Annotated in this window: 22 protein-coding genes, 1 tRNA gene and 1 pseudogene; 13 read left to right on the top strand and 11 right to left on the bottom strand. The window is 59.6% G+C overall.

Features of this window, described 5'->3' with window-relative positions:
• Window positions 1-204 precede the first annotated feature (204 nt).
• Both NDI54_RS07075 and NDI54_RS07070 read right to left on the bottom strand, forming a co-directional pair.
• Window positions 205-456, bottom strand: coding sequence for a hypothetical protein (locus NDI54_RS07075; RefSeq protein ID WP_310895750.1), 252 nt, complete (start codon window positions 454-456; stop codon window positions 205-207).
• A gap of 46 nt (window positions 457-502) precedes the next feature.
• Window positions 503-1,483: a class I SAM-dependent methyltransferase gene (locus NDI54_RS07070; RefSeq protein ID WP_310895749.1), complete on the bottom strand. Its 981-nt coding sequence runs from the start codon at window positions 1,481-1,483 to the stop codon at window positions 503-505.
• 75 nt (window positions 1,484-1,558) lie between these two features.
• On the opposite strand from NDI54_RS07070, the gene dph5 reads away from it, so the two are divergent.
• A complete protein-coding gene (gene dph5 / locus NDI54_RS07065) occupies window positions 1,559-2,338 on the top strand; it encodes a diphthine synthase (RefSeq protein WP_310895748.1) in 780 nt (259 codons plus the stop codon).
• A gap of 23 nt (window positions 2,339-2,361) precedes the next feature.
• Here the strand turns inward: dph5 and artA are convergent, their stop codons facing one another.
• Together artA and NDI54_RS07055 are read right to left on the bottom strand one after the other, a co-directional pair.
• The gene (gene artA, locus NDI54_RS07060; RefSeq protein WP_310895747.1) at window positions 2,362-3,363 is read right to left on the bottom strand and encodes an archaeosortase A; all 1,002 of its coding nucleotides are present in this window, start codon (window positions 3,361-3,363) and stop codon (window positions 2,362-2,364) included.
• 145 nt (window positions 3,364-3,508) lie between these two features.
• Window positions 3,509-6,211, bottom strand: coding sequence for a DUF7282 domain-containing protein (locus tag NDI54_RS07055; protein ID WP_310895746.1), 2,703 nt, complete (start codon window positions 6,209-6,211; stop codon window positions 3,509-3,511).
• A gap of 448 nt (window positions 6,212-6,659) precedes the next feature.
• Here NDI54_RS07055 and NDI54_RS07050 point away from each other — a divergent pair, with 448 nt between their 5' ends.
• Complete coding sequence (locus NDI54_RS07050; protein ID WP_310895745.1) at window positions 6,660-7,295, top strand: hypothetical protein; 636 nt, start codon at window positions 6,660-6,662, stop codon at window positions 7,293-7,295.
• 103 nt (window positions 7,296-7,398) lie between these two features.
• On the opposite strand, the gene NDI54_RS07045 is transcribed toward NDI54_RS07050, so the two are convergent.
• From NDI54_RS07045 to NDI54_RS07030, 4 genes are all read right to left on the bottom strand, one after another.
• Window positions 7,399-10,089, bottom strand: a complete 2,691-nt coding sequence (locus NDI54_RS07045) for a DUF7282 domain-containing protein (RefSeq protein WP_310895744.1) — start codon at window positions 10,087-10,089, stop codon at window positions 7,399-7,401.
• Window positions 10,090-10,503: 414 nt separating this feature from the next.
• Window positions 10,504-11,256, bottom strand: coding sequence for a VOC family protein (locus NDI54_RS07040; protein ID WP_310895743.1), 753 nt, complete (start codon window positions 11,254-11,256; stop codon window positions 10,504-10,506).
• Between the two features lie 83 nt (window positions 11,257-11,339).
• On the bottom strand, window positions 11,340-11,768 hold the full coding sequence (locus tag NDI54_RS07035; RefSeq protein WP_310895742.1) for a TIGR04206 family protein: 429 nt from the start codon (window positions 11,766-11,768) through the stop codon (window positions 11,340-11,342).
• An 84-nt stretch (window positions 11,769-11,852) separates the two neighbouring features.
• Window positions 11,853-12,962, bottom strand: a complete 1,110-nt coding sequence (locus NDI54_RS07030; protein ID WP_310895741.1) for an OBG GTPase family GTP-binding protein — start codon at window positions 12,960-12,962, stop codon at window positions 11,853-11,855.
• A gap of 159 nt (window positions 12,963-13,121) precedes the next feature.
• On the opposite strand from NDI54_RS07030, the gene NDI54_RS07025 reads away from it, so the two are divergent.
• The 5 genes from NDI54_RS07025 to rpl12p all read left to right on the top strand — a co-directional run bounded on the left by NDI54_RS07025 (window position 13,122) and on the right by rpl12p (window position 16,217).
• Window positions 13,122-13,322, top strand: coding sequence for a VNG_1110C family protein (locus NDI54_RS07025; RefSeq protein ID WP_310895740.1), 201 nt, complete (start codon window positions 13,122-13,124; stop codon window positions 13,320-13,322).
• Between the two features lie 117 nt (window positions 13,323-13,439).
• Window positions 13,440-13,928, top strand: a complete 489-nt coding sequence (locus tag NDI54_RS07020) for a 50S ribosomal protein L11 (protein ID WP_310895739.1) — start codon at window positions 13,440-13,442, stop codon at window positions 13,926-13,928.
• 246 nt (window positions 13,929-14,174) lie between these two features.
• Window positions 14,175-14,813, top strand: a complete 639-nt coding sequence (locus NDI54_RS07015; protein WP_008313127.1) for a 50S ribosomal protein L1 — start codon at window positions 14,175-14,177, stop codon at window positions 14,811-14,813.
• Between the two features lies 1 nt (window position 14,814).
• Window positions 14,815-15,852, top strand: coding sequence for a 50S ribosomal protein L10 (locus NDI54_RS07010; RefSeq protein WP_310895738.1), 1,038 nt, complete (start codon window positions 14,815-14,817; stop codon window positions 15,850-15,852).
• A gap of 17 nt (window positions 15,853-15,869) precedes the next feature.
• Window positions 15,870-16,217 (top strand): 50S ribosomal protein P1, encoded by a 348-nt coding sequence (gene rpl12p, locus NDI54_RS07005; protein ID WP_310895737.1) that lies wholly within the window; start codon window positions 15,870-15,872, stop codon window positions 16,215-16,217.
• Between the two features lie 271 nt (window positions 16,218-16,488).
• Here the strand turns inward: rpl12p and NDI54_RS07000 are convergent, their stop codons facing one another.
• On the bottom strand, window positions 16,489-20,304 hold the full coding sequence (locus NDI54_RS07000) for a DUF7289 family protein (protein ID WP_310895736.1): 3,816 nt from the start codon (window positions 20,302-20,304) through the stop codon (window positions 16,489-16,491).
• Between the two features lie 413 nt (window positions 20,305-20,717).
• Between NDI54_RS07000 and NDI54_RS06995 the strand changes: the two are divergent.
• A pseudogene (locus tag NDI54_RS06995) lies at window positions 20,718-21,545 on the top strand (IS5 family transposase).
• Window positions 21,546-21,770: 225 nt separating this feature from the next.
• On the opposite strand, the gene NDI54_RS06990 reads toward NDI54_RS06995, so the two are convergent.
• Window positions 21,771-21,842: transfer RNA gene (locus tag NDI54_RS06990), tRNA-Ala, on the bottom strand.
• 152 nt (window positions 21,843-21,994) lie between these two features.
• On the opposite strand from NDI54_RS06990, the gene NDI54_RS06985 reads away from it, so the two are divergent.
• The 5 genes from NDI54_RS06985 to NDI54_RS06965 are packed head-to-tail and all read left to right on the top strand — an operon-like array spanning window position 21,995 to window position 25,295.
• The gene (locus NDI54_RS06985) at window positions 21,995-22,591 is read left to right on the top strand and encodes a DUF7287 family protein (RefSeq protein WP_310895735.1); all 597 of its coding nucleotides are present in this window, start codon (window positions 21,995-21,997) and stop codon (window positions 22,589-22,591) included.
• Complete coding sequence (locus tag NDI54_RS06980; RefSeq protein ID WP_310895734.1) at window positions 22,592-23,176, top strand: DUF7288 family protein; 585 nt, start codon at window positions 22,592-22,594, stop codon at window positions 23,174-23,176.
• The gene (locus NDI54_RS06975; RefSeq protein ID WP_310895733.1) at window positions 23,164-24,111 is read left to right on the top strand and encodes a DUF7261 family protein; all 948 of its coding nucleotides are present in this window, start codon (window positions 23,164-23,166) and stop codon (window positions 24,109-24,111) included. Before NDI54_RS06980 ends, NDI54_RS06975 begins: the two co-directional genes overlap by 13 nt.
• Window positions 24,104-24,556 carry a DUF7266 family protein gene (locus NDI54_RS06970; RefSeq protein WP_310895732.1) on the top strand — a complete coding sequence of 151 codons (453 nt, stop codon included), beginning with the start codon at window positions 24,104-24,106 and terminating at the stop codon, window positions 24,554-24,556. The genes NDI54_RS06975 and NDI54_RS06970 overlap by 8 nt, the downstream gene beginning before the upstream one ends.
• Entirely contained in the window at window positions 24,549-25,295 is a 747-nt protein-coding gene (locus tag NDI54_RS06965; RefSeq protein ID WP_310895731.1) for a DUF7289 family protein, read from the top strand. Before NDI54_RS06970 ends, NDI54_RS06965 begins: the two co-directional genes overlap by 8 nt.
• A 1-nt stretch (window position 25,296) precedes the next feature.
• Here NDI54_RS06965 and NDI54_RS06960 read toward each other — a convergent pair whose 3' ends face one another.
• Window positions 25,297-26,709 (bottom strand): DUF7289 family protein, encoded by a 1,413-nt coding sequence (locus NDI54_RS06960; RefSeq protein WP_310895730.1) that lies wholly within the window; start codon window positions 26,707-26,709, stop codon window positions 25,297-25,299.
• Window positions 26,710-26,899 lie beyond the last annotated feature (190 nt).

The raw sequence follows: 26,899 nt of genomic DNA, 5'->3' as shown, positions 1-26,899 counted from the left end.
CCGGGATGGTCTCCGCCCGGAGACCATCCCTGGAGAAACTCAATTAGACCTTGCTGAGGATGCATATCCCCTCGATTGGTCTCCTGCTACGAGACAGTGGCGAAATTCATCGAGGCTAAACACATACGTCCCGACCAGATCATGGCCGGCCCCACTGGTCAGTCGCCTCGTCTCGGCGTCCGTTGGATGTCCGTTCGGTCATGGTTAGAAGTTCGAAACCAGCACACGCACCTGCTCGCTGGTCAGCTCCGACTGGTACAGTTCGAACAGCACTCGAAGTCGCTGCTCCGAGAGACTCCGGTTGTTGTTCTCCAGCATCGAGATGTGAGCCTGCATGATGTCGTCGATTTCCACCTCAACCTCCCGTTGGCCGAACCCCGCGGCGACGCGAAGGAGCCGCCACGCTGTCGGCGAGATCTCATGGATGTCGATGTCGTCGACCTCGCTCACATCCATCTGCAACTATTCCCCACCATCAGACGAATGACCATAACTGTTCGTTTCAGCGTGTCAGACGAACGTCAAGAACGACGTTGTGTTCCTTCGGGGCATACGACCGGACGGTGTGGCGGGTCTCGACCGAAACATCGTATTCCGGCTCCGCAGCCGCCCGGATCGCTCGCTCGCCGGGGCCGAACAGGTTGTCCTCGTGCTGGATGTCGTAGTAGTGGAGGATGCAGTCGTCGGCCGCCAGACGGACAGCGGTATCCAGAAAGTCGTCGGCGCTGTGGGGGAGATTCATCACGACGCGGTCGGCCCAGCCCTCGTACTCGCTGGCAACCTCGCACACGTCACCGCAGATACCCATCACGCGGTCGGCGACGCCGTTGCGCTGTGCGTTCGCCCGCAGGTACTCAATCGCCGTCTCGTTGATGTCGGTTCCGACGCAGGTCGCCCCGCGTTTGGCAAATGGGATCACGAACGGACCGACGCCAGCGAACATATCGAAGGCCCGCTCGTCCGCTGTGACCTGTTCGGTGACCCGGTGGCGCTCCGTCGCCAGTCGGGGTGAAAAGTACACTTCCGCGAGGTCGAGGTCGAACGTACAGCCGTACTCCCGGTGGGTGACTTCCGTCCCGTCGCCAGCCAGCACGTCCCAGTCCCGGACCCGCTGTTCGCCTTTGATCTTCGACGCACGGTTCAGTACTGCTCGCACCGGCAGGTCCGAGTCCATGATCGCATCCGCGATCAGCCGGGCTCGTTCGTCGTCGTCCTCGTCGATAATTGTAACATCGCCGATGCGCTCGTAGCTCGGGTCGAAGTCGAGTCCATCCGCGGGCATCGTCTGGCCCTCGCGGACCGGCGGATCGAATTCTACGACGGTGAACTCCGACGGCACCGCTGTGGGGTCGGTGACGGGGACGTACAGCTGCCCGTCGACGACCGTGATGTCGTAGCCGTCGTCGACGAGGTTTGCCTCGGCGAGGCGCTGGCGCGTCTCCTCGCCGGACTCGCGGGGAACGCGAACGCAGGGAACGCCCATACTCCCTCTCCCCGACCGCGGGCGGTAAGCCTGACGCTTCGCGCCCTTTATCCCCGACGGCGACCCACTCCGGATATGCTCACATTCGTCGGGCTGGGCCTCTACGACGAGCGCTCGGTCACGGTCGCCGGCCGCGACGCTATTCGGGATGCTGACCGTGTATTCGCCGAGTTTTATACGAGTCGGCTGGTCGGCACCGACCTCGAAACCCTGGAAGCCACGCTGGAGACGACAATCGAAATACGGGACCGGGCCGGAATCGAGCAGGACCCGGAGCCGATTCTCACGGCCGCCGAGAGCGAAGACGTGGTCTTCTGTACCGCCGGCGATACAATGGTCTCGACGACACACACCGATCTCCGGCTCCGGGCCGCGGACCGCGGTATCGAGACCCGAATCGTCCACGGGACGACCGCTCAGACGGCCGCCGGCTCGCTGACCGGCCTGCAGAACTACCGCTTCGGGAAGGCCACGACGCTCCCGTTCGAGGACGCCCACGGCGGCGACGGCGTCCCGGACAGCGTCGTCGCCACTATTGAGGACAACCGGGACCGGGACCTGCATACGCTCGTGTATCTCGATATCAAGGTCGACGACCCTCACTGGGACGAGAGCGATGACACGTACATGACTGCTAGCCACGCCGCCGACCTGCTGTCAGAATCGTTCCCGGACACCCTCGGCGTCGTCGTTGCCAGAGCCGGTAGTTCCGACCCGCTGGTGGTCGCCGATACGCTCGATGATCTCGCCGCGCAGTCGTTCGGGGCGCCGCTACACCTGCTCGTGATTCCCGGCGAGCTGCATCCGCTCGAAGCCGACGCCTTAGAGTCACTCGCTGGTGCCGATCTAGAATAGCGACGCCGCTCCTTCGATGCAGTTCAGTCGTCGCCGGGCGTCGCGGTGTTTGGCTCAGACTGGTTCTCGTCGAAGGCGGTCCCGAGATCGTACTCCGTGCCAGTCACCAGAAACAGGAGGTCCTCGACGATGACAGTGAGTTCCGGCAGCTCCCGCATCAGGACCCACGTGAGGGCGACGAGGACGATGACGGACCCGAACTGCGCCAGTATCCGGTCGACGATGTAGTACGACACTAGTTGTGCGTCGCTGAGACCGAACAGCGTCATCACCGTCTCCGGGAAGAACTGGGCTTTCTGGAGGCCGAACGCCAGCGCGATGCCGAGGTTCCGGATCAGGTTCAACACGTAGATGACGCCGACGGCTGCGACCAACACGCGGAGCTTCCGCCGCCACGGGGCCGCGACCGCCAGTATCCCGCCGGCGAAGATGGAGATGCTGCCGATGCCCGTACACGCCAGGATGATGGTGTACGTTATCGGGCGGTCGGTCCCGTCGAACCAGAACGTGTTCTCGTAGGGGTACTGCTTCGACGTGATCTCGACGCCGTTGTACGACAGTCCATCGACTACCACCGGGTCATGGCCGACCAGGGTCATCAGGAACGCGACCTGATCGGTGACGACCTCGATGATCGTCTGTCGGAGCGGGCCGATGGTGAGGAAGGGGACGTAGATGACGCCCATGACACCGATGGCACGGGTCAACACCAGCAGCGACTCTCGGCCGTGCCAGAGCAGATAGCCGGTGTACAGCGACAGCGGCACAGCGATCACGCTGCCCAGCCCCTCGACGACGCTTTTCTGTATCAGTATAAAATGGGGGGCCAGAACGAGCCAGTACGCCGCAAACAGCACCCAGCCGACCGTCCCGACGGGACGGGCCAGTCGCTTGTCGTACTGGGCGACGGCGACGCTCCCCAGAAATGCCGCGAGGACGAGCCACATCAGCGGCTCGGAGACCGTGACCGGGTCAAACGACAGTCCGGCAATATCGACACCCGCTTGCAGGACTGCCTTACTCATTGCTCGTACGTTAGCCAAACCGGCGTATATGTTTTGTCGTTGCGCTACTGTGCGGTGTCGTCGTCAGACCGCCTGTCGGTAGCGCTGCCGCTACCAGCGTAGCGTCGAAAGAAAGAGCGGTGTTCAGGGACTGGAGTTACTCCAGTTAGTTGTCGCGTCGGACAGCGAGGAGCGCAGCAGCGATGAGCGCGATGAGCGCCACGACTGCCGTGAAGCCGGGACCATCTGCAGCGGTGGTCTCAGCTTCGTCAGTACCGGAGTCCATCGTGGTGGCCTCTTCGGTCGGCTCGTCGGTGGCCGTCGGCTCGTCGGTCGGCTCTTCGGTGTCCGTCGGCTCTTCAGTGTCCGTCGGTTCGTCAGCGGTGACGGTCACGTTCGCACTGTCCGTCACAGCAGAGCCGTTGGTGGTGTACGGACCGTCCGTGGAGCCACCGGAGAACTCGTACTCTTCGTTACCGTTGGTGTCGAGATGCGGCATCGCAACCGCAGTGAAGTTCTCGTCCATCGGCTCGTCGAGCGTGATCGTGATGTCTTCCTGACTACCTTGGTTGAGATAGGTGGAGTTACCAATGACATCGCCGCCTGCGTCACCCTCGTGGATGGCGATGAAGCCACCGCTGGACAGCTGTGCGCTGTCGACCGTGACTTCGCTACCATCGGATTCCTGGTCGCTGATGCTCACAGTGGCAGTCGGGCTGTCGACGATCGTCCCATCGACATCGTCACCGACATTCCGGCCATTGATACGGGACTGCGCCGTGAAGTTCGCGCCGGGACTGCGTTCGCTGAAGTCAGCGGTCGCAGTGAAGGTCCCGTTCGGCGTGACAGCTGCCTCCGGCTGGAGCAGGAACGGACTACTGCTCGTCTCGCTGCGGAGACGGACCGTCACTTCGGTACTGGGTGCGACGTTGGTCGTCCCAGAGATCTGTTGCCCAGCTGCAGCCTGGACAGTGATGTCGTTCTCGTTGTTCAGCGTCGCCTCGGCGTCGAGGAACTCAACGTCGTCGGTGACGACCTCGCTGTCGTCGTCACTGTCGACAAGGTCACTGCTTTGGTCGAAGACGGTGAAGTTTGCCGCGTACTCGTCTTCGTCTTCAGTCCCGAGCCCACTCTGGAGGGCGTCCCCGTCGATAGCGACGAAGTGCGTGTCGTTGGCCTCGTCGTAGATGACGCTGTATTCATCATTTTCAACGGAGTCACTGATGTCCTCAATAGGGCTATCGGTGTTTGCACCAGGGTCAGCATCCTCAAACCCGAGCTGGAACACACTACCAGTACCACCCTCTTCTGGACCGGATGCGCTACCGTATCCATCCGTAGTGATGTCGCCGTTACTGTCGACGAACTGACCTTCAAGACCGGAGGCCTCGACCTGAACGACGATGTCATCGTCGACATCGACCTCAGAGTCGATCGCCGCTTCATCGGTCTGCGTGATGTTACCGGACTCGATCAGGTCGTAGACCGGTGCGGTTTCATCAGCTTCGAGGTCGGTGATATCATCATCGTACGTGTCACTCGGAGCGCGCCATATCTGAATGTTCTCAGTGGAGCGCTCTCCGAGGGAGAGCGTTCCAACGTCGTCTTCGTTCTCGATAGTCTGGCGGGGGTCGGTTTCGTCATCGAGAACGTTGTGACCCTCAACGGCGAGCATGTCGTAGTCTGTCGCCTCAAGGATATCGTCACCAACACTGGTCTCTTCGTTGGGGAAGCCGTTGCCACCCTGTTCAACAGTATTGATGGTGGTTTCGTCGTCACCAGGGAGAATGACAGCGGAGCCATCCCCGTAGCCAGCCTCGTAGCTGTTGAACTTGACATGGGCTACGCCGTCGTCGTTGTCGTCAGTCACTTCAGCGATGGCGTAGTAATTATCGTCTTCGTAGTCACCGATCTGCACGGTCGCTTGGTCGGTGTTATCGAGTTGGATGCTGATGTTTGCCACGTCACCGCGCTGCTCAGTGACGACGCCCTCTGCGAAGGACGCTTCGTCGTCACCGGTGTCAACAACCTCGATGTCGTCCGAGTCCGAGGCGTTGGCGTCGGTCACGCTGGTCTCGACAGTGTAGTTGCCTTCGTCGATGTCCGTGAAGTCCAGCGTGTAATCACCTTCTGCGTTGATAATCTGGATCTTCTCGGTGTCATCGAAGAACTCCTCATCGGCTTCGGAGTCGTCGCTGATGTCAACGAGATTACTGCGCTCGTCCCGTTCATCGATAATCATGAAGCCGTCGTTATCTGGTGTGTCACTCGCCCCAGAGAAGATGTCCGAGAGCTCATCTCGGTCGAGGTTATCGGACGAGATGTTGACCGCGTACCCGTTCCGGACATCGGATGCGATCTCGAAGTCGACATCAGCCGAGTCCCCAGAGGTACCGACTTCAGAATCATCGAAGTCAGCGGTTAGGTCCTGCGGGACGACCTCGAATGTTTCAACGCCTGCAAGGCCGTTTTCAGGGGCCGGATCCGCTGCCGAAATGGGGTTTTCTTCCCCGGTGTCCAGCCTGACAACGTCCCCGCTTGTAGACCGGACGATGACGAAGTCACCTTCTGCAAGGCGACCGTCGAGCTCGAAATCAATGACACCGTCTTCAGTTGCAACCGTGCGGCGCAGTGAGCCGACTTGGTCCTGGTCACCGCTGTCGTCCACGGTCCGGACTTCGTAGTCGACACCGTCACCGTCTGTATTTGCAACGTCAATCTGTACTTCTTGGCCGCTGTAGAACGTCCCAGCGTCCAAATTAGATGCAGCAGCAGCACTGCCCGCAAAGCCGGTCGTCATGGCGAATACCGAGAACACCATGATCGCGGCCAGGAACAGGCTGCGTAATTTTTCGTTTGTATCTGTCATAGTTTGTTGTTGCTATCGGGCGGCCCCAGCCGTTTTCCACGTGGTCGGAACGCGAGGATCGCGCATAGACCGAACCGGTGTACTCACTTCTGGCGCCATGGGTAGGGGTATCGGTACATTATCCGAAGTGTGGTAAATGCTTTGTGGAATAAAGGTGGTAAGTATACTACAAGTAACTGTCACTCAATAATGTTTTATAAATTGTATGTAATTTCGAAATGGATATGATTGAATTGTCCTCGGGTGCATATCGGAGAGAGCCAATCGAAACACCGCTCTGTCCGGCAGTCTGGGCAAAATACCGTTCTGGTCGTTTCCCCCGACTAGAGAGTTACTCCGTGATTCTGTGAGATTACAGCCTGTCGTGACGAACGTGAACCAGAGACCACTCTCGATAACTGGTAAGTAAGTAATATACAACTAAAATCAGAATGAGATCGACAAGAGGATGACGCAGTTGTATGACAAACTCAAAGAAGCGCCACAGACCGGCGTATCCCGGGCTGAGTTGAATTTCGACGAGCGGGCCGAGGTGCGGGCGGTTCAAGTCACGGGAACCGCGGGGCTGACACAGGCCAACAATCCGGGGAAGTTCACCGACGTGTTCTATCTCGAAGGGGATGAACAGGCGGCCGCGGAGACGTTCGCCGAAGTAAACAGTGAACTACTGGCCCAGGTCGATTGCAATGCTCGAAACGTCCTACAGACGAGTCTTTCACGAGAGCTGTACGACCTGCTCCTCGATGCCGCAGGCGACCGAGACATCACGAAGTACCCCACCGTTGTCGTGGAAACACGAGCCAATGGGACGCGGTGGGTCATCAACCGTAACCGGTACGAATCGCAGGTGGACCGACGGTATACGACGAACGAAACGGGGAGTGCCCGTGTCCCACCGACCACGTCACCCCGAGCGATCTACGAACAGCAGGGCCAGACGATCGCCGAATCCGGTCTCATGTCGACAGAGATCGAGGGAGATGTCCGCCAGGTGTTGGATTACTTCCGCGTCGCTCCAGCATTCGACTGTGACCCAGTCACGACTGACGACCAGCAGTTAGGCGTTCAGAAGCGAACGGAGTAGCTCTCTAACCCGACGGTACTATTAGACCGCTGTGGACTTCTGTCGGCACTATTAGCGTAGCGTCGAAAGAAAGAACGGTGTTCAGGGACTGGAGTTACTCCAGTTAGTTGTTGCGTCGGACAGCGAGGAGCGCAGCAGCGATGAGCGCGATGAGCGCCACGACTGCCGTGAAGCCGGGACCGTCTGCAGCGGTGGTGGTCTCGGGTTCGTCAGTACCCGGGTCCATCGTGGTCGGCTCTTCGGTGTCCGTCGGCTCGTCGGTGTCCGTCGGCTCGTCGGTGTCCGTCGGCTCTTCAGTGTCCGTCGGTTCCTCAGCGGAGACGGTCACGTTCGCACTGTCCGTCACAGCAGAGCCGTTGGTGGTGTACGGACCGTCCGTGGAGCCACCGGAGAACTCGTACTCTTCGTTACCGTTGGTGTCGAGGTGCGGCATCGCAACCGCAGTGAAGTTCTCGTCCATCGGCTCGTCGAGCGTGATCGTGATGTCCTCCTGGCTACCTTGGTTAAGGTACTCGGAGTTACCGATGACATCGCCACCTGCGTCACCCTCGTGGATGGCGATGAAGCCGCCGGCCGACATCTGCACGCTGTCGACCGTGACTTCACTGCCGTCGGATTCCTGGTCGCTGATGCTCACGGTGGCTGTCGGGCTGTCGACGATCTCTCCGTCGACATCGTCACCGACGTTCGTACCAGCGACACGGGTCTGTGCCGTGAAGTTCGCACCGGGACTGCGTTCGCTGAAGTCAGCGGTCGCAGTGAAGGTCCCGTTCGGCGTGACGGCTGTCTCCGGCTGGAGCAGGAACGGACTACTGCTCGTTTCGCTGCGGAGGCGGACCGTCACTTCGGTACTGGGTGCGACGTTGGTCGTCCCAGAGATCTGCTGCCCAGCTGCGGCCTGGACAGTGATGTCGTTCTCGTTGTTCAGCGTTGCGTCGGCCTCGAAGAACTCAACGTCGTCGGTGACGGTCTCGCTGTCGTCGTCATCGTCGACAAGGTCACTGTTTCCGTCGAAGACAGTGAAGTTTGCCGCGTACTCGTCTTCGTCTTCAAGGTTAAGTGCATCTTCCGAAGCGAGAGCCGCTCCGTCGATGGCGACGAAGTGCGTGTCGTTGGCCTCGTCGTAGATGACCGTGTAGTCACCATCTTCAAGCGCGCCGATGTCCGTAACAGCGGTATCGGTGTTTGCGCCAGGGTCAGCATCTTCGAATCCGTGCTGGAACACAGCTGGATTACCATTGAGGTCATCCTCATCCTCGGCGGCGGAGAGACCACCGTAGTCACTCGTATCGATGTCACCGTTATTGTCGGTGAAGACACCTTCGAAACCGGATGCCTCGACCTGGACGATGATGTCGTCGTTGACATCGTCAATCGCCGCTTCGTCGGTTTCCGTGATGTTACCGGCCTCGATCAGATCGTAGACCGGTGCGGCTTCATCGCTTTCGAGGTCGTTGATGTCGTCACCGTACGTGTCACTCGGAGCGCGCCATACCTGAACGTTTTCAGTGGACCGCTCTCCGAGGGAGAGCGTTCCGACGTCGTCCTCTTCCTCGATAATGTCGAGGTTGGTGTCGTCATTATCGAGAACGTTGTGGCCTTCAACAACGAGCATGTCGTAGTCCGTCGCTTCAAGGATATCGTCGCCAGCAGCGGCACCCTCCTCATCCAGATCGTCATGGAAGGCGCCACCCTGTTCGACAGCATCGATAGTGGTTTCGCCGTCACCAGGGACAATGACATCGTCAGCATCACCGGCGCCAGCTTGGAAGCTGTTGAACTTGACGCTGACTTCGTCGTCGTTGTTGTCGTCAGTCACTTCGGCGATGGCGTAGTAGTTATCGTCCTCTTCGTCACCGATCTGCACGGTTGCTTCGTCGGTGTTGTCGAGTTGGATGGTGATGTTTGCCACGTCACCGCGTTCCTCAGTGACGACGCCGTCTTCGAAGGACCCTTCGTCGTCACCGGTGTCAACAACCTCGATGTCGTCCGTGTCCGAGGCGTTGGCGTCAACCACGCTCGTCTCGAACGTGTAGTTACCTTCGTCGATGTCCGTGAAGTCCAGCGTGTAGTCACCTTCTGCGCTGGTGATCTGGACCTTCTCGGTGTCGTCGAAGAACTCATCTTCGGCCTCTTGGCGGTCTGCGTCGCCGAGGTCCTTGCTGAGACCCTCGAGGTCATCCTTCTCGGTGTCTGGGTCGTCGAGTACCTGATCGTCGGTAAGATCGCCCGATCGAGTGAGGATGTCCGAGAGCTCATCTCGGTCAAGTCCATCAGCCGAGACGTTGACCGTGTAGCCGTTCCGGACATCGGACGCGATCTCGAAGTCGACATCAGCCGAGTCACCGGAGGTGCCGACCTCATCATCATCGAAGTCAGCGGTCAGGTCCTGCGGAACGACCTCGAATGTTTCACTAGGCTGGACATCGTTGGCTTCACCAATGTCCCCAGTGTCAAGATCGATTGGGTTACCATCATCGTTGACGATGACGAACTCACCTTCGCTAAGACGGCCGTCGAGTTCGAAGTCGATGACACCGTCTTCAGGCGAGAGCGAGCGGCGTAGCGAGCCGACTTGGTCATTGTCACCGCTGTCGTCGAGGGTCCGGACCTCGAATTCGCTACTGTCTATATTCGATACGTCAAGCTCTACATCTTGGCCGCTGTAGAACGTCCCAGCGTCCAAATTAGCCGCGGCAGCACTGCCCGCAAAGCCGGTTGTCATGGCGAATACCGAGAACACCATGATCGCGGCCAGGAACAGGCTGCGCAATTTTTCGTTTGTATCTGTCATAGTTTGTTGTTGCTATCGGGCGGCCCCAGCCGTTTTCCACGTGGTCGGAACGCGAGGATCGCGCATAGACCGAACCGGTGTACTCACTTCTGGCGCCATGGGTAGGGGTACAGTCGTAACGTTAGCTGTCTATTATAAATGTTTTGTGGTTAGGACATCTGACCGTCATGAACTGCCACAGTCCAGAACTGCCGTCAGCGGCGGCTAGAGTGCGGTAAAGGCGGCTTGCGGTTCATTTCGCACGGTTGTCATTCGGTCGTCTGACGCACGGATTTAGATAACGGTGGCGCTGGCAGCGGCTTGAGACAGTGGTTCTCTCCACGGGATAACTGCTGGATCAGGAGCCACTTACAGGGAAGGTCGCTACCTGCGCAAGAAGAGATCGCGGTCTGTGATTACTACGAACCAGCGCCGTCAGTTCGTTACGATTTCGATCTCGCGGCCGTCGGGGTCCTTCGTGAACGCGTAGCGGTCGTCACAGCTCTCGGGATCGCGGTAGTCCTCGGCGTGGCGGGTCAGCAGCGTCTCCCAGGCCCCGTGGAGGTCGTCGGTGCGGACCGCTACGTGGCCCCACGCATCGCCGAGTTCGTAGGACCGGCCGTCGTAGTTGTAGGTGAGTTCGACCGACATGGCCTCGTCGGGGGCGTCTTCGGGCTTGAGGAAGTACAGCGCGAAGTCGTCGAACTCTTCCCGGCGGAACAGGTCGTAGTCGAGCTTTCGGGTGTACCAGCCGATGGCCTGCTCGGCGTCCTCGACGCGGATCATCGTGTGATCGAGGGACCACTTCGCGCCGTGATCTCGCTCGACGATTTCGATTTCGTGGCCGTCGGGGTCCGTGACGAAGGCGTAGGAGCCGCCACAGGAGTCCGGATCGCGGTAGTCCTCGACACCGGCGTCCATCAGTTCGTCGTAGGCGTCGTACACGTCGTCACAGCGGACAGCGATGTGCCCCCACGCGTCGCCCATCGTGTACGAGCGCCCGTCGTGGTTGTAGGTAAGTTCCAGCAGCGCGCCCTCGTCGTGAACGTCCTCCGGCCCGAGGAAGACGTTTGTGAAGGTGTCGGCCTCCCAGCGACCCTTCTCCTCGTAGTCGAAATGTGTCTGATACCAGTCGAGCGACGCGTCCAGATCCGCAACGCGCATCATCGTATGATCGAGTGACCACATACACGGCCCATAGTGCGAGCGGGCGAAAAGGCTACCGCCACAGGTGGTTCCGTCCGGATTCAATACGGGGACCGCTGCGCTACTCAGTCGCTGCGGATCGCTGGCAGGTAGTACCACCAGACGACGGCGAGCAAGACGAGGGAGCCGACCGGGACGGCCACGTAGTTGAGTCGTCTGTTGAATCCCAGGAACACTGGAATCTGGGACAGCCCTGCACCTGCCAGGGCCAGGGCCGTGAGCCGAACGTCTTCGCGCCAGACGACGCCAGCAACGGCACTGCTCAGGGCAAACACGTACAGCAAGACGCCCGATCCCCACGACTCGATAAATTGCGGGAGTCTACCAGTAAACCGGAGAAAGTAGTCGTAGACGGGCAGTAGCTCCGGCGGGTTCGTGTTGAACAGGCCAAACGAGAAGACAAGCGTCAGTTCTGTCCCGATCAGCACCGCAGTCCAGGGAACAAGCCCGGCAATGACGACGGCGACGAGGCGGCGTCGGGGACCGTGGTCCATACGTGGTGGCAGGACTCTATACCCATGAACGCATCTACTCTGCACAGACATGCGCGTGCACGCGAGTGACGTAAAGCAAGCAAGTTATCGATTGGCGACGATGCGGAGGATATCCTCGTCCGCGAGTTCGTGATCGCGACCGACCTGCTGTTCGTCGTGTTTGGCGCTCGGCCCGGTCACGCGAGCGAACCGGAACCGGTCGTCGAAGCTCCCGCCGAGTTTCTCGCAGGCGTCATCGACCGTATCTCCTTCTCGGAGTATCAGCGGCTCCTCGCGGTCGACGCCTCGACCAGGTTTATCCATGTAGATCCGAATGAGACCCAGTTCCTCCCAGATGCGTTCGGTGAGGCTGTCGAGTCCTTTTTGCTCCTCGGCGCTGATGAAGATGGCCTCGTCGGGATCGATGTCCCGCTCTCGGAGTTCGTCTTCTACCTTGGGCAGGTAGTCGGGCTCGATGAGGTCGGCCTTGTTGACGGCGACGAGGGAAGGCAGATACACGCGGTTGTCCATCACGCCGTCAACGAGCTGGTCGATATCGATATCCGAGCCGATGGTCACGTCGGCGTTGACGTAGCCGTGCTCGCGCAGAACCGCCTTGACGGTCTCGTCGTCGAGTGCTACGTCGCTGGCGGTGTTGACGGAAATGCCGTCCTTGCCCTTCTTTCGGACGTTGACCCACGGCGGGTCCTGGTTGAGGCGGATCTTGTTCTTGTACAGTTCCTCACTGAGGCGGTCATACTGGTCGATTTCGAAGACGGAGATGAGGTAAACGATGAGGTCAGCGGTTCGGACGACGGACAGCACCTCTTTGCCGCCGCCGCGGCCGCCAGCGGCTCCCTCGATGAGCCCGGGAACGTCGAGGATCTGGATGTTCGCGCCCTTGTATTTGAGCATCCCCGGATACACGTCGAGCGTGGTGAACTCGTAGGCCCCTGTCTCGGACTCGGCGTTGGTGAGGGCGTTCAACAGCGTCGACTTCCCGACGCTGGGGAACCCGACGAGCGCGACGGTCGCGTCGCCGTGTTTTTCGACGCCATAGCCTCCGCCACCGCCTGAAGACGCCTGCTGTTCCAGCTTCTCCTTTTTCTCCGCGAGCTTGGACTTCAGCCGACCGATATGGGCCTCTGTAGACTTGTTGTAGGGAGTGCTGGCGATTTCGTCTTCGAGTTCCTGAATCTCCTCTTCGAGCCCCATTAGGTGTATGTCGGCCCCTCACACCGAATAAGGCTTTCCTCCCTCGCCGACGCTCCCCCACTGGCGCGTGAGAACACTGTTGTCCTGGCGTTCAGAATGGTCAAACGCCACTCATGTAATTCGACACACCTATAGGCTGCCCTCCGTCATATGTCGATAATGGGTGCGGCGAGTCGATTCCGCGACAGTACGCAGATACTGTTGCCAGCGGGTGCGCTGGACGGCATCCGTGAGGAGTTGGAGCAGCGGTTCACAGTAAGCGTTCACCACGACGGTGAACGGGTTCGGATAATCGGCTCCCCAGTCGAAATCAAAGACGCAAGCGATTTCCTCGCACGAAACGGCGTGACGATCGCCTGAGTTGGCGGATGCCGCTTGTCGATAGGCTCTAAACGGTGAGCGTTCGTGCGTGTGGGGGCCTCACGCAGCGATCCGCGAAACGCAATCCTTTAAACTGCCGCGAGGATTCCACTATGTATGGCTGGAACTATTGAAGTCCTCGTTCCCGGTGGAGAGGCCAACCCTGGCCCGCCGCTCGGTCCGGAACTCGGCCCGACACCGGTAGACGTGCAGGCAGTCGTACAGGAGATCAACGACCAAACGGCAGCGTTCGACGGCACTGAAGTCCCCGTCACCGTCGAGTACGACGACGACGGCTCCTTCGAGATCGAAGTCGGTGTCCCACCGACGGCTGAACTCATCAAGGACGAAGCCGGCTTCGAGACCGGCAGCGGCGAACCCCAGGAGGACTTCGTCGCTGACCTCACGGTCGACCAGGTGAAACAGATCGCAGAGCAGAAGCACTCCGACCTGCTCTCCTACGACCTGAAGAACGCCGCGAAGGAAGTCGTCGGCACCTGTACCTCGCTCGGTGTCACCATCGAAGGCGAGAACCCACGCGAGTTCAAGGAGCGCATCGACGCGGGCGAGTACGACGACGTGTTCGCGGCCGAAGCACAAGCGTAAGTCGGACTGGCGTTGCTACACGCGACTTGCGTGTGTTTTTCCTTGCTTTCGACGCTACCGAGCCGCTGCGCAATCGGTCGAACCGCCGTTACCGACCGGCCCCTGCGAACCGGAAACACGCCCGTCAGCGGCCCTTGGGCTGGTTCGACGGGTTTAAGTGTCGCATTGGCGTCTACCCCTACGAGACAGGCATCCGCCTGTTTCACTGACCCGTAGAAGCCGATTGGCGTACTACGGAGGTGAACAATGGCAGATCAGGAAATAGAGAACGCAGTCTCGCGCGCACTCGAGGACGCACCTGAGCGGAACTTCCGCGAAACGGTCGATCTCGCTGTGAACCTGCGCGACTTAGATCTTAACGACCCGTCGAACCGCGTCGACGAGTCCGTCGTGCTTCCTGCTGGCACCGGTCAGGAGACCACTATTGTGGTCTTCGCTGAGGGCGAAACCGCCCTCCGTGCCGAGGAAGTCGCAGACGACGTACTCGACGAGGACGAACTCGAGGAACTGGGTGGCGACGACGACGCCGCCAAGGACCTCGCCGATGACACTGACTTCTTCATCGCGGAGAAGGATCTGATGCAGGACATCGGTCGCTACCTCGGGACCGTCCTCGGTCCGCGTGGGAAGATGCCGGAACCGCTCGACCCCGACGACGATGTCGTCGAGGTCATCGAACGCATGAAAAACACCGTGCAGCTCCGCAGCGGGGAACGGCGAACGTTCCACACGCGGGTCGGCGCGGAGGACATGTCCGCCGAGGACATCTCGGACAACATCGACGTTATCCTCCGCCGTCTGCACGCGGACCTCGAGAAGGGCCCGCTCAACATCGACAGCGTCTACGTGAAGACGACGATGGGGCCTGCGATGGAGGTGGCCTGATATGAGCGCCGAATCCGAACGCAAGACCGAAACCATCCCCGAGTGGAAGCAGGAAGAGGTCGACGCCATTGTGGACATGATCGAGTCCTACGAGAGCGTCGGCGTCGTCAACATCGCCGGGATCCCGTCCCGACAACTGCAGGACATGCGGCGTGACCTGCACGGGACCGCCGAACTTCGTGTCTCCCGGAACACGCTTCTGAAGCGTGCGCTCGACGAAGTCGACGACGGGCTCGAAGACCTCAACGGTTACATCACCGGGCAGGTCGGTCTTATCGGGACTGACAACAACCCGTTCTCGCTGTTCCAGGAACTCGAGGCCTCCAAGACGCCCGCACCCATCGGTGCCGGCGAGGTGGCCCCGAACGATATCGTGATTCCGGAAGGCGACACTGGCGTCGACCCCGGCCCGTTCGTGGGCGAACTCCAGAGCGTCGGTGCCGACGCACGCATCCAGGAAGGCTCCATTCAGGTCCTTTCTGACTCGGTCGTGCTCGACACCGGCGAGGAAGTCTCCCAGGAACTCGCGAACGTCCTGAACGAACTCGGCATCGAACCGAAGGAAGTCGGTCTCGACCTTCGTGCCGTCTTCGCCGACGGCGTGCTGTTCGAACCCGAGGAACTGGAACTCGATGTCGACGAGTACCGGAGCGACATCCAGGCGGCTGCCGGCCGAGCGTTCAACCTCTCGGTCAACGCCGACTATCCGACCGCGACGACGGCCCCGACAATGCTCCAGTCCGCTCGTGGCGACGCCAAGAGCCTCGCGCTTCAGGCGGCCATCGAGGACCCCGAAGTCGTGCCTGACCTCGTGAGCAAGGCCGACGCACAGGTCCGTGCGCTCGCCTCGCAGATCGACGACGAGGAGGCGCTCCCGGAGGAGCTTCAGGGCGTCGAGGCCGACGCGACCACCGAAGAACCGACTGACGACCAAGACGAGGACACCGCATCCGAGGACGAGGCGGACGCCGATTCCGACGCGGCCGATGAGGCCGACGATGACGGCGACGCCGGCGACGCACTCGGAGAGATGTTCTAACAACTCACACTACAACAATGGAATACGTATACGCTGCACTCATCCTGAACGAATCGGGCGAAGAGATCAACGAAGACAACCTCACCGACGTGCTCGACGCTGCGGGCGTCGATGTCGAGGAGTCCCGCGTCAAGGCCCTCGTCGCCGCCCTCGAAGACGTTGACATCGAGGAGGCCGTCGACCAGGCCGCTGCGGCACCGGTGCCGGCAAGCGGCGGCGCGGCCGCACCCGCCGAGGGTGACGCTGACGAGGCCGAGGAAGCTGAGGAAGACGCTGAAGAAGAGGCTGCCGACGACGGCGGCGACGACGATGACGACGAGGACGACGAGGCAAGCGGCGAAGGCCTCGGCGAACTCTTCGGCTAATTCGGCGACACACAGACCCGCTTTTCTTTCGGTGGCTTCCCCCGGCGAGCGACCGCTGTGTGCAGTTTCCTTCGAAAGCTGTGAGGGACAACTGACCGGCCTGAGCGATCCCGTACGGCCATATTACCAGCGGCTCCGGCCCTGATAAGATAGTTTAAACATCGCAGTCTGCAATTGGACAGGCGGTGAAGCGCAACCGCCACGACACGTAGCGGGTATCAGACAGCGTCTGACTGACCACCGGTCGACGCAACATCGCGGGACCGAAATCTCAGCCGCCGATAGTCACCATCTCGGAATCAATCGAGATCGGTGAGTCATTGCCGGTCGCGCCACGCTCGTCGATTTCTTTGAGATACAGCTCACCAGTCGCGGTGTCTTCGGGGTCGCTGGACGTTTCGTTGTACACGGCAACCTCGTAGGTGTAGTAACCGGGGTCAAGATCGACATCGTAGCCAGCCCACGCTGGGTACTCCTCGACGCCAGTCAGGTCGCCGCTGCCGGCTGTGACGGTCGTCGACCCAGTAAACGCTGTCCCCCCGTCGCTCTTGTTCTCGACGGTGAGTTTTACCTTCCGGTCGTCACCAACTGTGCCGGTATTGAGGACTTCGACGGTCATCCGCTGTGCGCCCCCGCGGCGTTCGATGAGCGTCGAGGTATCGTACGCCTCTGCGCCGATGTTGACTCCCTGCGTGTCGTTCACCACGACGTGTGACTGGCCGACGAAGAACGACTGCTTGGCCGACGTGCTGTCCCGAGTCGTCACGTAGTACGTGTAGTTACCGCGGTCGGTCGGCAGACTGAGGTTTAGCTGCTCCGTCTCACTGTAATTGAGTGGTGAAATAGTTGCAGAGTCATGTTGGGAGAAGGACGGACTGGGGTGGTCCGTGTTCTTCGTATAGAGTTCGATTTCGGCAGTTCCCTTCGCCTCACCGACGTTCGCGATGGTGACTGTTGCGTTTGCAGACTCGTCGTCGTTGATTGTGCCTGGGGCCCGCACCGAATCGACCTGCATGAACGGTCCGTCTTCCTCGCCGACGTAGACGTTCCCGCCCCACTCCTTCCCGCCAGCGGTCGCATTACTGTCTGGATTGGTAAGGTTAAGCTTGTACTGGTACGACTGGCCCGGGGTCTTGCTCGAAGTCGCCAAGTCGATATCGAATTGGTGTCTCGAGCCGCTTTCGAGAGTTTCAGTCTTCACACTGTATGGGCTGCCGTCGAAGGTGGTGGTGAGTTTCGCGGTACCGCTAGCGTTACCAACGTTTTTGATAGTCGCTGTTACCGTCGCGTCTGTGTTCTCGTCAACACGGGCCGGAGCGTCAACGTCGAGTATCTTGAACCGCGGCTCCGTGACATCCCGTTCGAGAGCGTTCGTCCGGAAGAGAACGACTGCGTCGTTGTAGTCCGGGTCACCTGTACTCCCAGCATTGTCGGGATTTGCGTCCTCTTTCGAGAGTTCATAGAGGAACACGCGTTCCCCGTCGGCGAGGTTCAGCGACGCGCGGTCGCTGTCTTCGGTCTCGTTAAGCCGTTGCTCACCGAGCATATCTTCAAGACTACGCTGTTCTGGCTCTGCCTGGCCGTACCCGGGTAGCCGCTCCCCGTCGGCTAGGATATCGACGTTCTGACTGTTCTCAGGATCGCTAATCGAAATACGGACTCCAGCTGGGTCGCTGCATCTTGCGGTATCGTACCATCTCTCATTTATTTTAAATGTGACTCCAGTATACTCATACCGATGACAGCTGTATGACTTGGCGACGACAGAAATGCTCGAATTCTTTTCAAATGTTTTCGAGTACTCGTACGGGTCAGCATACGCATCGTTGATGAGTCGTCGTTCGGCGTATGGGCCGTTGACATCCCCGTCTTCGAAGTCATAGCCGACATCGCGCCACAGTGGAATCGTGTGCTGTCCAGACTGGTTTTGGACATCTAACGACATGGTTACATAGGCGTGACTTATGTAATCCCACCCACTTCCTTCGAGCTCTGCTCCTTTAAGTTCAATTGAAGCGTTGACTCGCTCCTTCGTGGTGAGTCCCGAGCCGTCTCGTTCGACGACCAAATCCGACTGGACGTTCAATATCCGCCAAGTGGTTTGGTTTTCAGTAGTGAAGTTCAGGCGGTAGAAACCCTCTTCGGACGGAGCAGTAACCGTTTGTGTGACTGTCGTATTCTCACCGGGGTCGAGTTGCTCATCCGACGATGTATCGTCCGTCCAGTCGCTACTGATGCGAAGCGTCTGACTATCCGGCTCTCCACCGGTGTTCGTGACCGTGAATCCGACCTCGGTTTCGTTTTCCGGTCCGACCGGATTATCGACGGAGACGCTGGTGACATCGAACACCGGCGGGGCCGACTTACCGACGGTGAACGTTCCGTTGACAGTGTCGTCCGGCGTCTCGACAATATACGTGTAGTTGCTGTACGACGGTGTAGTGAGCGCACCACTCGTAATTGACACCGTCTCGTTTTCGGCCCCACTCCGGGTCCCATCGAGCGTGAGTGTTTTTGACTCCGAGTACACTTCTGTCCCGGACTCGTTTTTGATAGTTATCGTAGCGACCTCTGACTTCCGAACGTCACCGGTGTTTTCGATGGTCGCACCGATAGTTGCTTTCTCGCCGCTCTGTAGTCCACCGGGTGGCGAGACTGACGTGATCTCGTAGACGCCTGAGTCACCGACAACGAAGTAGTGGCCGTCCTCACTGGACTGAGAATACGTATCGTCGTCCGTCGTGACTTCGATGTCGTAGGTCCCGTTCTCGCTGGTCGGCATCGCCGGCCCGAAGTCGACCGTTGTATTGTTGCCCGGATGGATCGTGACGCTCCGCGTGGCGTTGACTGACCCGTTAACGAGGAACGTGACGTTCTGATCGGCCGTCATAGTACCAGTGTTGTTGACTGTAACGGTAGCCGATGGGACCTGATTTAGCCGCGCTGATGCAGGAATCGAGGCGTTGGTGATATTTAGCGATGGTGACCCGGGAACTGACGTATAGTTAATTATCTCGTAGGCTTCGTCATCGTTAGATGCCACGGTAAAGTTGTGCGTACCGTTATCGGCGTTCAGCGACTTGTTTACAGTGATCGATTCCTCCTCAGCGAGTGTGACTTCGACCGTCTTGTTCTTCGATGCGCCCGACCGATTGAACTGAATGGCCTGTGTGTCCTGCAAGCCACCGGTGTTCCGGACCGTAGCGGTTACCAGTGCTTTTTGATTATCCGACGAGTTCTCCTTGACTGACATGCGATCCACCTCGAACGCCGGATCGCTCACGTCACCGAGTGCGAATCTGATGTGGATCGTCTCACCTGGTTCGGCCGAGTTCGGCGTCACCTCGACGTACTTGTCGTCGTATGTACTCTGTGCCCAGTCTGCCCACGCGCGAGCATAGTCACTGTTCTTGATTGTCAGATTCGCGTCAGTGACTCGCCGCGGGTCACATTTCTGTGTCCCCGAGAGCGTGCTCTCATTGTTTAGTTTGCTTCGGGCTTTCGCGTAGGACCAGTTAGTGTATAAGGCCTCGCCGAGCGCCTGTTCATGGTTGCGCGTAGCGTTCCTATCCGTGTGAACTGACACGGAATCACCGTTAATTTGCTGTCCCGAGATGTTCGCGAACGAGAGCGACAGCGCCCCTTCATCGTAGTTCACCGCAGGTGGCGATGACATCGTTGCCCCCGACTCGGTCATCCGCCACACGCCCCCGCCCTGGTAGCCGACCTGTTGCCCGTCCTCCTGATATCGCATCGTCTGTAGCGAGCGGTTCCCCGTTGAACAAGCCGGGCGTCCGTTCAGCGTTAGATTGTACGCCGCCTCGCTTGAAACGTCGACATCGGACCGCACACGATCCGGGATCTCGATTGACTCGTCGGTGTCCGACCGCTGGAAGCTCTGATCCACCGACAGCATCACCTCTTCTGCGAGCTCGACGTTCGCGTCGTTGTTGACATCACCAATCGTCTGCTGGCCCACCTGGACGATCAGTACGGCACCGATGATAACTGCACTCGCCAACAACACCACGCCCAAAACGTGCGATACACCCCGGTCTCCAGCCCCCCGGCTGCCCCACTCGAACATATTCAATTACATACCAACTATTACACATAAGTGTACTGTTTCACCTCGTATCGATAACAGTTCTATCAGAGATACACTAACTGCACATATTCACTCTCAACGAGCATCCACCCGGTACAGACTACCGACTGTGTGTCGTAGCCTGGATTTACTGATATCACAATGACTGTTCAGCAATACTATATTTCTGCCAATGCTATCATCCTATATGTTGACTGAATTACTGTCTGTAGTGACATTTCTACAGGCCGTAGTTGCGTTCGGAGTACTCATTGTTTGTATATGGAGGATCAGGAGCTACCTGCGTAACGCGGATTGGGATCAATTTGACTTTTTGGCTCTGGTGAATCGCTGGACAGCGTCGGTTTCGACCGTTAGAACTAGGAAGTTGAAGCGGGAAACCGTCGATGCCTATGTCGAAAATTTCCCGCTTCACGAGCAACGTCGTTCAGTTAGCTAAAAATGCTGTTGGTGAGTGAGGCGAAGTCGCCGCCCCCGAAGGGGGTGGCGGCTTCGCCGAGTATGCGGTGGTATCGCTGCACTGTCTGCGGGTTTACCTGGAAAAATCTTACCGAGAAGCATTCGATTTGCTAAGCGAGATGCCACAAATACTCGGGGATATCGGCCTCGACGCGGCCGATCTCCCCGATCACTCCACGCTAGTCAAGTGGTTTGATAGAATCAAGACAGCACTCTGGCGAGTGCTGCTGCGCCTCTCGGCGCAGCTGCACGACACGAGTGGTCACGCCGCGATCGACGCGACATTTTTCGACCGAGAAAACGCTAGCAAGCACTACTGCCGCCGGACGAATTACCGGGTTCAGACGCTCGAAGCGACTGCTCTCATCGACACGGAAAGCCAAGCCATTCTGGACGTTCACGGTACGACCGAGAAACGCCACGACACACAGCTCGGCTGGCAGGTCGCCCGCCGCAATGCGGGCGACCTCGCCAGCCTCGCTGCGGACAAAGGCTATGACTGGATGGATTTACGCGACAAACTCCGCGAAGAGGGCGTAAGACCGCTGATTAAACATCGAGAGTTCCGGCCCATCGATCACGCGCATAACGCGCGGATCGATGGGCCTCGATACCGCCAGAGAGCGATGTGTGAAACCGTCTTCTCGACGATTAAGCGCACGCTCGGCGACGCCGTGCGTGCGCGAACTTGGTACGGTGAATTTCGTGAGCTCGTTTTGATATGTGTCGTTCACAACATCAAGAAGTCGCTGAAACCGTGAAATCAAGCTACGTCTGGCGATTCACCACGGCCAACTTTTTAATTGAATCCGGAGAACGGCGCGTAATTATTGGCTTAGTAATGTCTCTGACCGCCTTTTTCCTAATATCTTGGTTGAATAGCATTGTGACTTCGATTGTCTGGTTCATTATAAAATCCGCCGGGCTATATCCCTGACCTGTCTAATTGTGTTGCCAAGCTCCCGCCCACGACGGTAAAATTAGGATGGACTCGCCGGGATTTGAACCCGGGGCCTCTCCCATGCCAAGGGAGTGATCTACCCCTGATCTACGAGCCCGCGTTGCACCTAATCGTATCCAGTGGCTTTTGATAAAGGCATCGAACCGTTGCGGGGGTGTGAGTCAGTGGCGTCCGTCACCACCCCGGGGGCCACAATGTACAAGAGTATCCAGCGTCAGAGACAAGCAGACACTACTGGCCGGAGTGAGCATGCAAGGGGACAGGACACGCAGGCGTTCAAACGAGAAGCCACAAGCGGGAGCCGCGTCGCGGGGACAGACGAACCTCGATTTCGCCATCGGCATTAGCCTCTTTCTCGGGGTCCTCATTTTCATTTTCCTGTTCGTTCCGGGGCTGTTGTCGCCGTTCACGGCCAGCGCACAGGCACAGACTGTCACCGCAGACCGGGCCGTCGACCACCTTACCAAGTCGGTACTCGGGTCGCCACGGAGTCCGTACTCGCTGCGAACGGACTGTACAGTCCAGTTCTTCGATGAGTCTTCAGGGTGTGAGTTCGAGGACACATCCCTCGCCGAACAGCTCGGCCTCGATCCCGCCACGCAAAACGCCAACGTGACCGTCGTCGGGAACGCTTCGTCGACGGCGACGGCCCGTGACACGCTCTGCTGGGACGACAGCGACGACTCGCTGGTCGCGGCGACTGCCTGTCCGGACGCAGAGGACACCGCCAATGTGATCCTGACACGGGGACAGCCGTTGCCGGCGGACAACGAGGCGACCGTGACGGCGTTGCGAGTCGTCTGGTTAGACGGGCAAGACGTGACCGTCGTTGTGGAGGTGTGGTAGATGCGGGGGCAAGCACACACGTTGGAGGCTATCGTCGCCAGTCTCGTGCTCCTGACGGGACTCATCTTCGCGTTGCAGATGACGGCAGTGACGCCGCTGTCTGCGAGCACGTCGAGCCAACACATCGAGAACCAGCAGCGGGCGATCAGCGACGGGCTGTTAGCGACCGCGGCGGAGCGGAACGCCCTCAAACCCGCGCTGTTGTACTGGGACAACAGCAGCGCTCAGTACCACAACGCGAGCGGGACGGGTCTCGGCGTGTACGCCAGCACGCCGCCGAGCAACACGTTCGGCGGGATGCTGGAGCGGGTCTTCGACGAGCGAGGCATCGCATACAACGTCTACATCAGGTTCCGTGGCGACCGGAGCCAGAGCCCGATCATCTACTTGTACAACGGCCGCCCGAGCGACAACGCGGTGTCGGCCTCGTACACCATCACGCTGACGGACGACGATCATCTGTACGACACCGACGGGACGCAAAACGAGACGACGCTGTCTGAAGCGTCGGGGTTCCCCATCCCGGACAGAGGGGACACCGTCTACAACACGGTCCGTGTAGAGGTGGTCTCGTGGCGCATCTGAGAGACGACAGCCGCGGACAGCTGTTGCTGGTCGCCGGACTCGCGCTCGCGCTTGTCTTCATCGGACTGGCCCTGGTGGTCAACTCGGCTATTTTCACCGAGAACCTTGCGAGCCGGGGCGAGACAGCCGGGAGCAGCGGGGCGCTGGCAGCGAGGGCAGCCACCGAGGCAAACGCCGGCACGGCCATCGAGCAAGCGAACCACTACAACCCGTCCGCTCCGGTCGATGCGTTCAACCGAAGCCTGCGGAACGTGAGTACCCAGACCGAAGCCCTGTCAGCAACCTCCGGAACGCTCAGCAACGTCACGTACGCCGGCCATCGGAACGGCAAGCGTGTCAGCGGCGCTATCGACAGGACGAATAACAGCTACACCGTCGCCGACAGCGTAGAGCGAGTTTCGGGTGCAAACGGAACCCGTGGACTGGTGTTCAATGCCTCCGACCTCCCCGGCGAGAGTACCCCGCTGGTCGTGAAGGTTAACGACACAACGGCCACCGGTGATCGGAACAGCTGGCGGGCACAGATCTGGGAAACCACCAGTGATGTACACGTCAAAACGTTTCGAAATGGAACGTCAGCGTCGGAGAACCGGACCGAACGCTGCTCAGTTCCATCGTCGACAGCGAACCGAATCGAGGTGACAGCCGGACTGGTAAACGGTCAGCCCTGCGATGCGCTGCGGCGGAACGACAGCGGCGCGAACTTCTGGTTCGGGAACGGGGCCGGGGACGAGTACGATGTCCACTTCAAGAACACGAACTACACAACCGGTGACTTCGAGATGGTCGTCTACTCCGGTGGCGGCCCGTCAATCCTACTGACAACTCTGTCCGACGATGCCATCTACGACGCCGAAGTCCAGTTCGTGTACGACGGACCGGACGTGTGGTACAATACGTCGGTGCGGGTCGCACCGGGTGAGCCGGATGCGTGAGTCCCGTGCCGTTTCGACGCCGCTCGGGTACGCCCTCACGCTGGCGATAACAGCGGTTCTGGTGACCGGGCTGTTGGTAGCTGGGACCGGCTTCGTCGAGCAACGACAGGAGAGCGTCATCAGGGAGGAACTGTCAGTTATCGGCCAGCAGGTGGCCGCGGAATTCGAGCGTGTCGATAGACTGGTGGTAGCGGCAGACAGCAGCGGCACGTCGCTGACGGCCACCACCCGACAGACGTTCCCGGAACGGGTGTCCGGAAGCAGCTATCGGCTGTCTCTCGATCCGAGTGCAGAGCGGCTCGTCCTGACATCGGCTGCTCCCGAAGTCAGAGTCACGGTGAGCGTGACGAACCGAACGACCCTCCGGGAATCGACGGTCGACGGCGGGACGGTCAAGGTTGCCTACAACGGGGCAAGCGACGCGCTGGAGGTACAGGATGGGTGAGCCGACGGACGCTCGGGCGGCGAGCGAAGTCCTCGGATACGTCCTCGTGTTCAGCCTCGTCATCTCCGCGGTCGCTGTCGTCTCCGTCAGCGGGCTCGGTACGCTGGAGGACGTAAAGCAAAACGAGCAACTCGACAACGCGGAGCGGGCTTTCGACATCCTCGCCGACAACGTCGCCGACGTGTACATGCGAGGTGCCCCAAGCAGAGGGACGGAGGTCAGCGTCGGCGAATCGACGTTGTACACCGCCGAGGGGACGACGCTGAACGTGACTGTCAACGGGACGCCCGTCCTGAACCGGACCTCGTCGCCCATCGTCTACCGCAACGACCGCGACCAGCGCCTGGTGTACAACATGGGGGCCGTCTTCAGGACGAACCCCGACGGCGGGCTTGTCATCCGGGAGCCACCACACGTGATCCGGAACGACCGCCTCCTGCTCAATATGGTCGTCCTCCGGTCGTCGAACCAGACCAGCGTCGGCGGGTCGACCGCGCTCATCCGGACGCTCAACGACGGCTCCGCCGTCCGGTATAACGACACTGCGGGCGCAGCGAGCAACGTCTCCGTCAGAATCGAGTCACCACGAGCGCCGCTGTGGACCGAGTACTTCCTCGGACAGGGCTTTGACTGCCCCACGCAGACACAGACACTGATGCGCTGTGAGTACCCGACGAGTGGGACAGTCGAACGCGTGTACGTCGTCAGCCACGACATACGGATCGACTTCGAGCGGTAGGTCAGCCGTCGGTCACGTTCACGTCGTTAACCGAGACGTGGAGATACGTGATCTGCGTATCGCTGGGGTCGGTCAGGTCAAGGTCGAGCTCTTGGACAGCATCATTATACTTGACGGTTCCTGAATTACCGTTGACAGTTACGGTTTCACAGATAATGGCACCCTCGAGATACCCAACGCCGTTCATGTCACACGACGACCCCGGAGCAATAAGGAGACCGACAAAATCCGACTTCCCATTAGAGTCTACGTCTCCGTCAGAATGAACGAGAACCTTCAATTCACTGGCGTCACCGTCGACATGGTTGACAGAGTCGCCGTTGAGATCCATCGAGTGTCGGACGAGGATAGTAACGTGATGGTTGTCGTCGACATTGGTGAGTTCGATGGTATCGGTACTGAACGCGGACCCGCCCGTATTGATGACAATGGTGACGTTGTCTCCGGGATCATTGACTGTCAGGTCCCCGGGATCGGTGGTGTAATAATAGGTGCCGCCAGCATCGATTGTCGAGGTCGATGACTTACAACTACTACTTTCGCAGTCCGAAACCGTGTCTTCGATTCGTTCGTCGACTGAAGGGAAGGCGATTCCCTGTTCACTATTGTCGATTGGGTCGCCACCGTTCACTGTCAGGCCTTCAGGAGCGGTAGTGGCAACACTGTTTTCGAAGGTCGCGTTGAACGGGATGACGAGCTCGGCGGTCACTGTCTCCGCCGAGTGGTCGTAGGTGACCGTCCCGTCGGTCCGCTCTTCGAAGTACGACCCCCAGGCGCGGTAGTAGTCGCTCTGGACGGTGACGTTGATATCGCTCCCGTTGAGCGGGTTCCGCAGGGCCTCGTCCCGGGCCGTGTCGGGGAAGTACTGGGTCGTGTCGTTGCGCGTGACGGCGGCTCGTTGCTCGATTCGCTCGTTGCCGGAGACGGTCACAAGGGGGAGCGTCAGCGTCCGACTCCGGTAGTGGAACTCCGGCGGCGAGATCATGACCGCCTGGCCGTCGGCGTCGGTCCGCCAGACGCCGCCGCCCTGATACGCGATCTCCGCTCCGTCGCCGTCGTAGACGACCGCCCCGAGGGACCCGTTCCTGATGGTCGTCACGTCGCCGGTGGCGTTGGTGTAGGTGATGTTCATCCACCCCGCGTCCCCGCGAACGTCGTACGCTGATCCGCTGCTGGCGGGCAGGTCGACCTGCTGGACACTCGACTGGCCGAGGGCGACGAGCGCGACCTTCGAGTCGAACTGCGTCATCGTGTTCTCGGTGCGTTCGACATCCAGTCGGCCCTGTGTGGTGGTGATGGCCTCTGCACCGATGACGACAACAGCCGTCGTCGAGGCAATGACGAGGGCGAACACGAGGATGAGCCCGAGCGGGCCACTTTGTCCCCGGTTTGGTGCCTGACCATTACCGTGCATACCCTGTGGAGCATCTCTTTCCGTATAAGCTGAGTGGCCAGGATGTCGACGGGCTGACGGTCCGTGTGGAGATGAAAACGGTTTAGTCGCGTGACCGCCGACACGACAACGGGAACTGCACGACCGCAAATCTGACTCGCCGTGGACTTTCACGGCTTGGGATTGCGGCCGTGTTCGGCGCACCAGCGCC

Origin of the sequence: Haloarcula terrestris, from assembly GCF_031624315.1 — an archaeon.
Classification (GTDB): domain Archaea; phylum Halobacteriota; class Halobacteria; order Halobacteriales; family Haloarculaceae; genus Haloarcula; species Haloarcula terrestris.
Note: the sequence above shows the minus strand (reverse complement) of the source record. Positions and strands in the feature narration are given on the sequence as shown.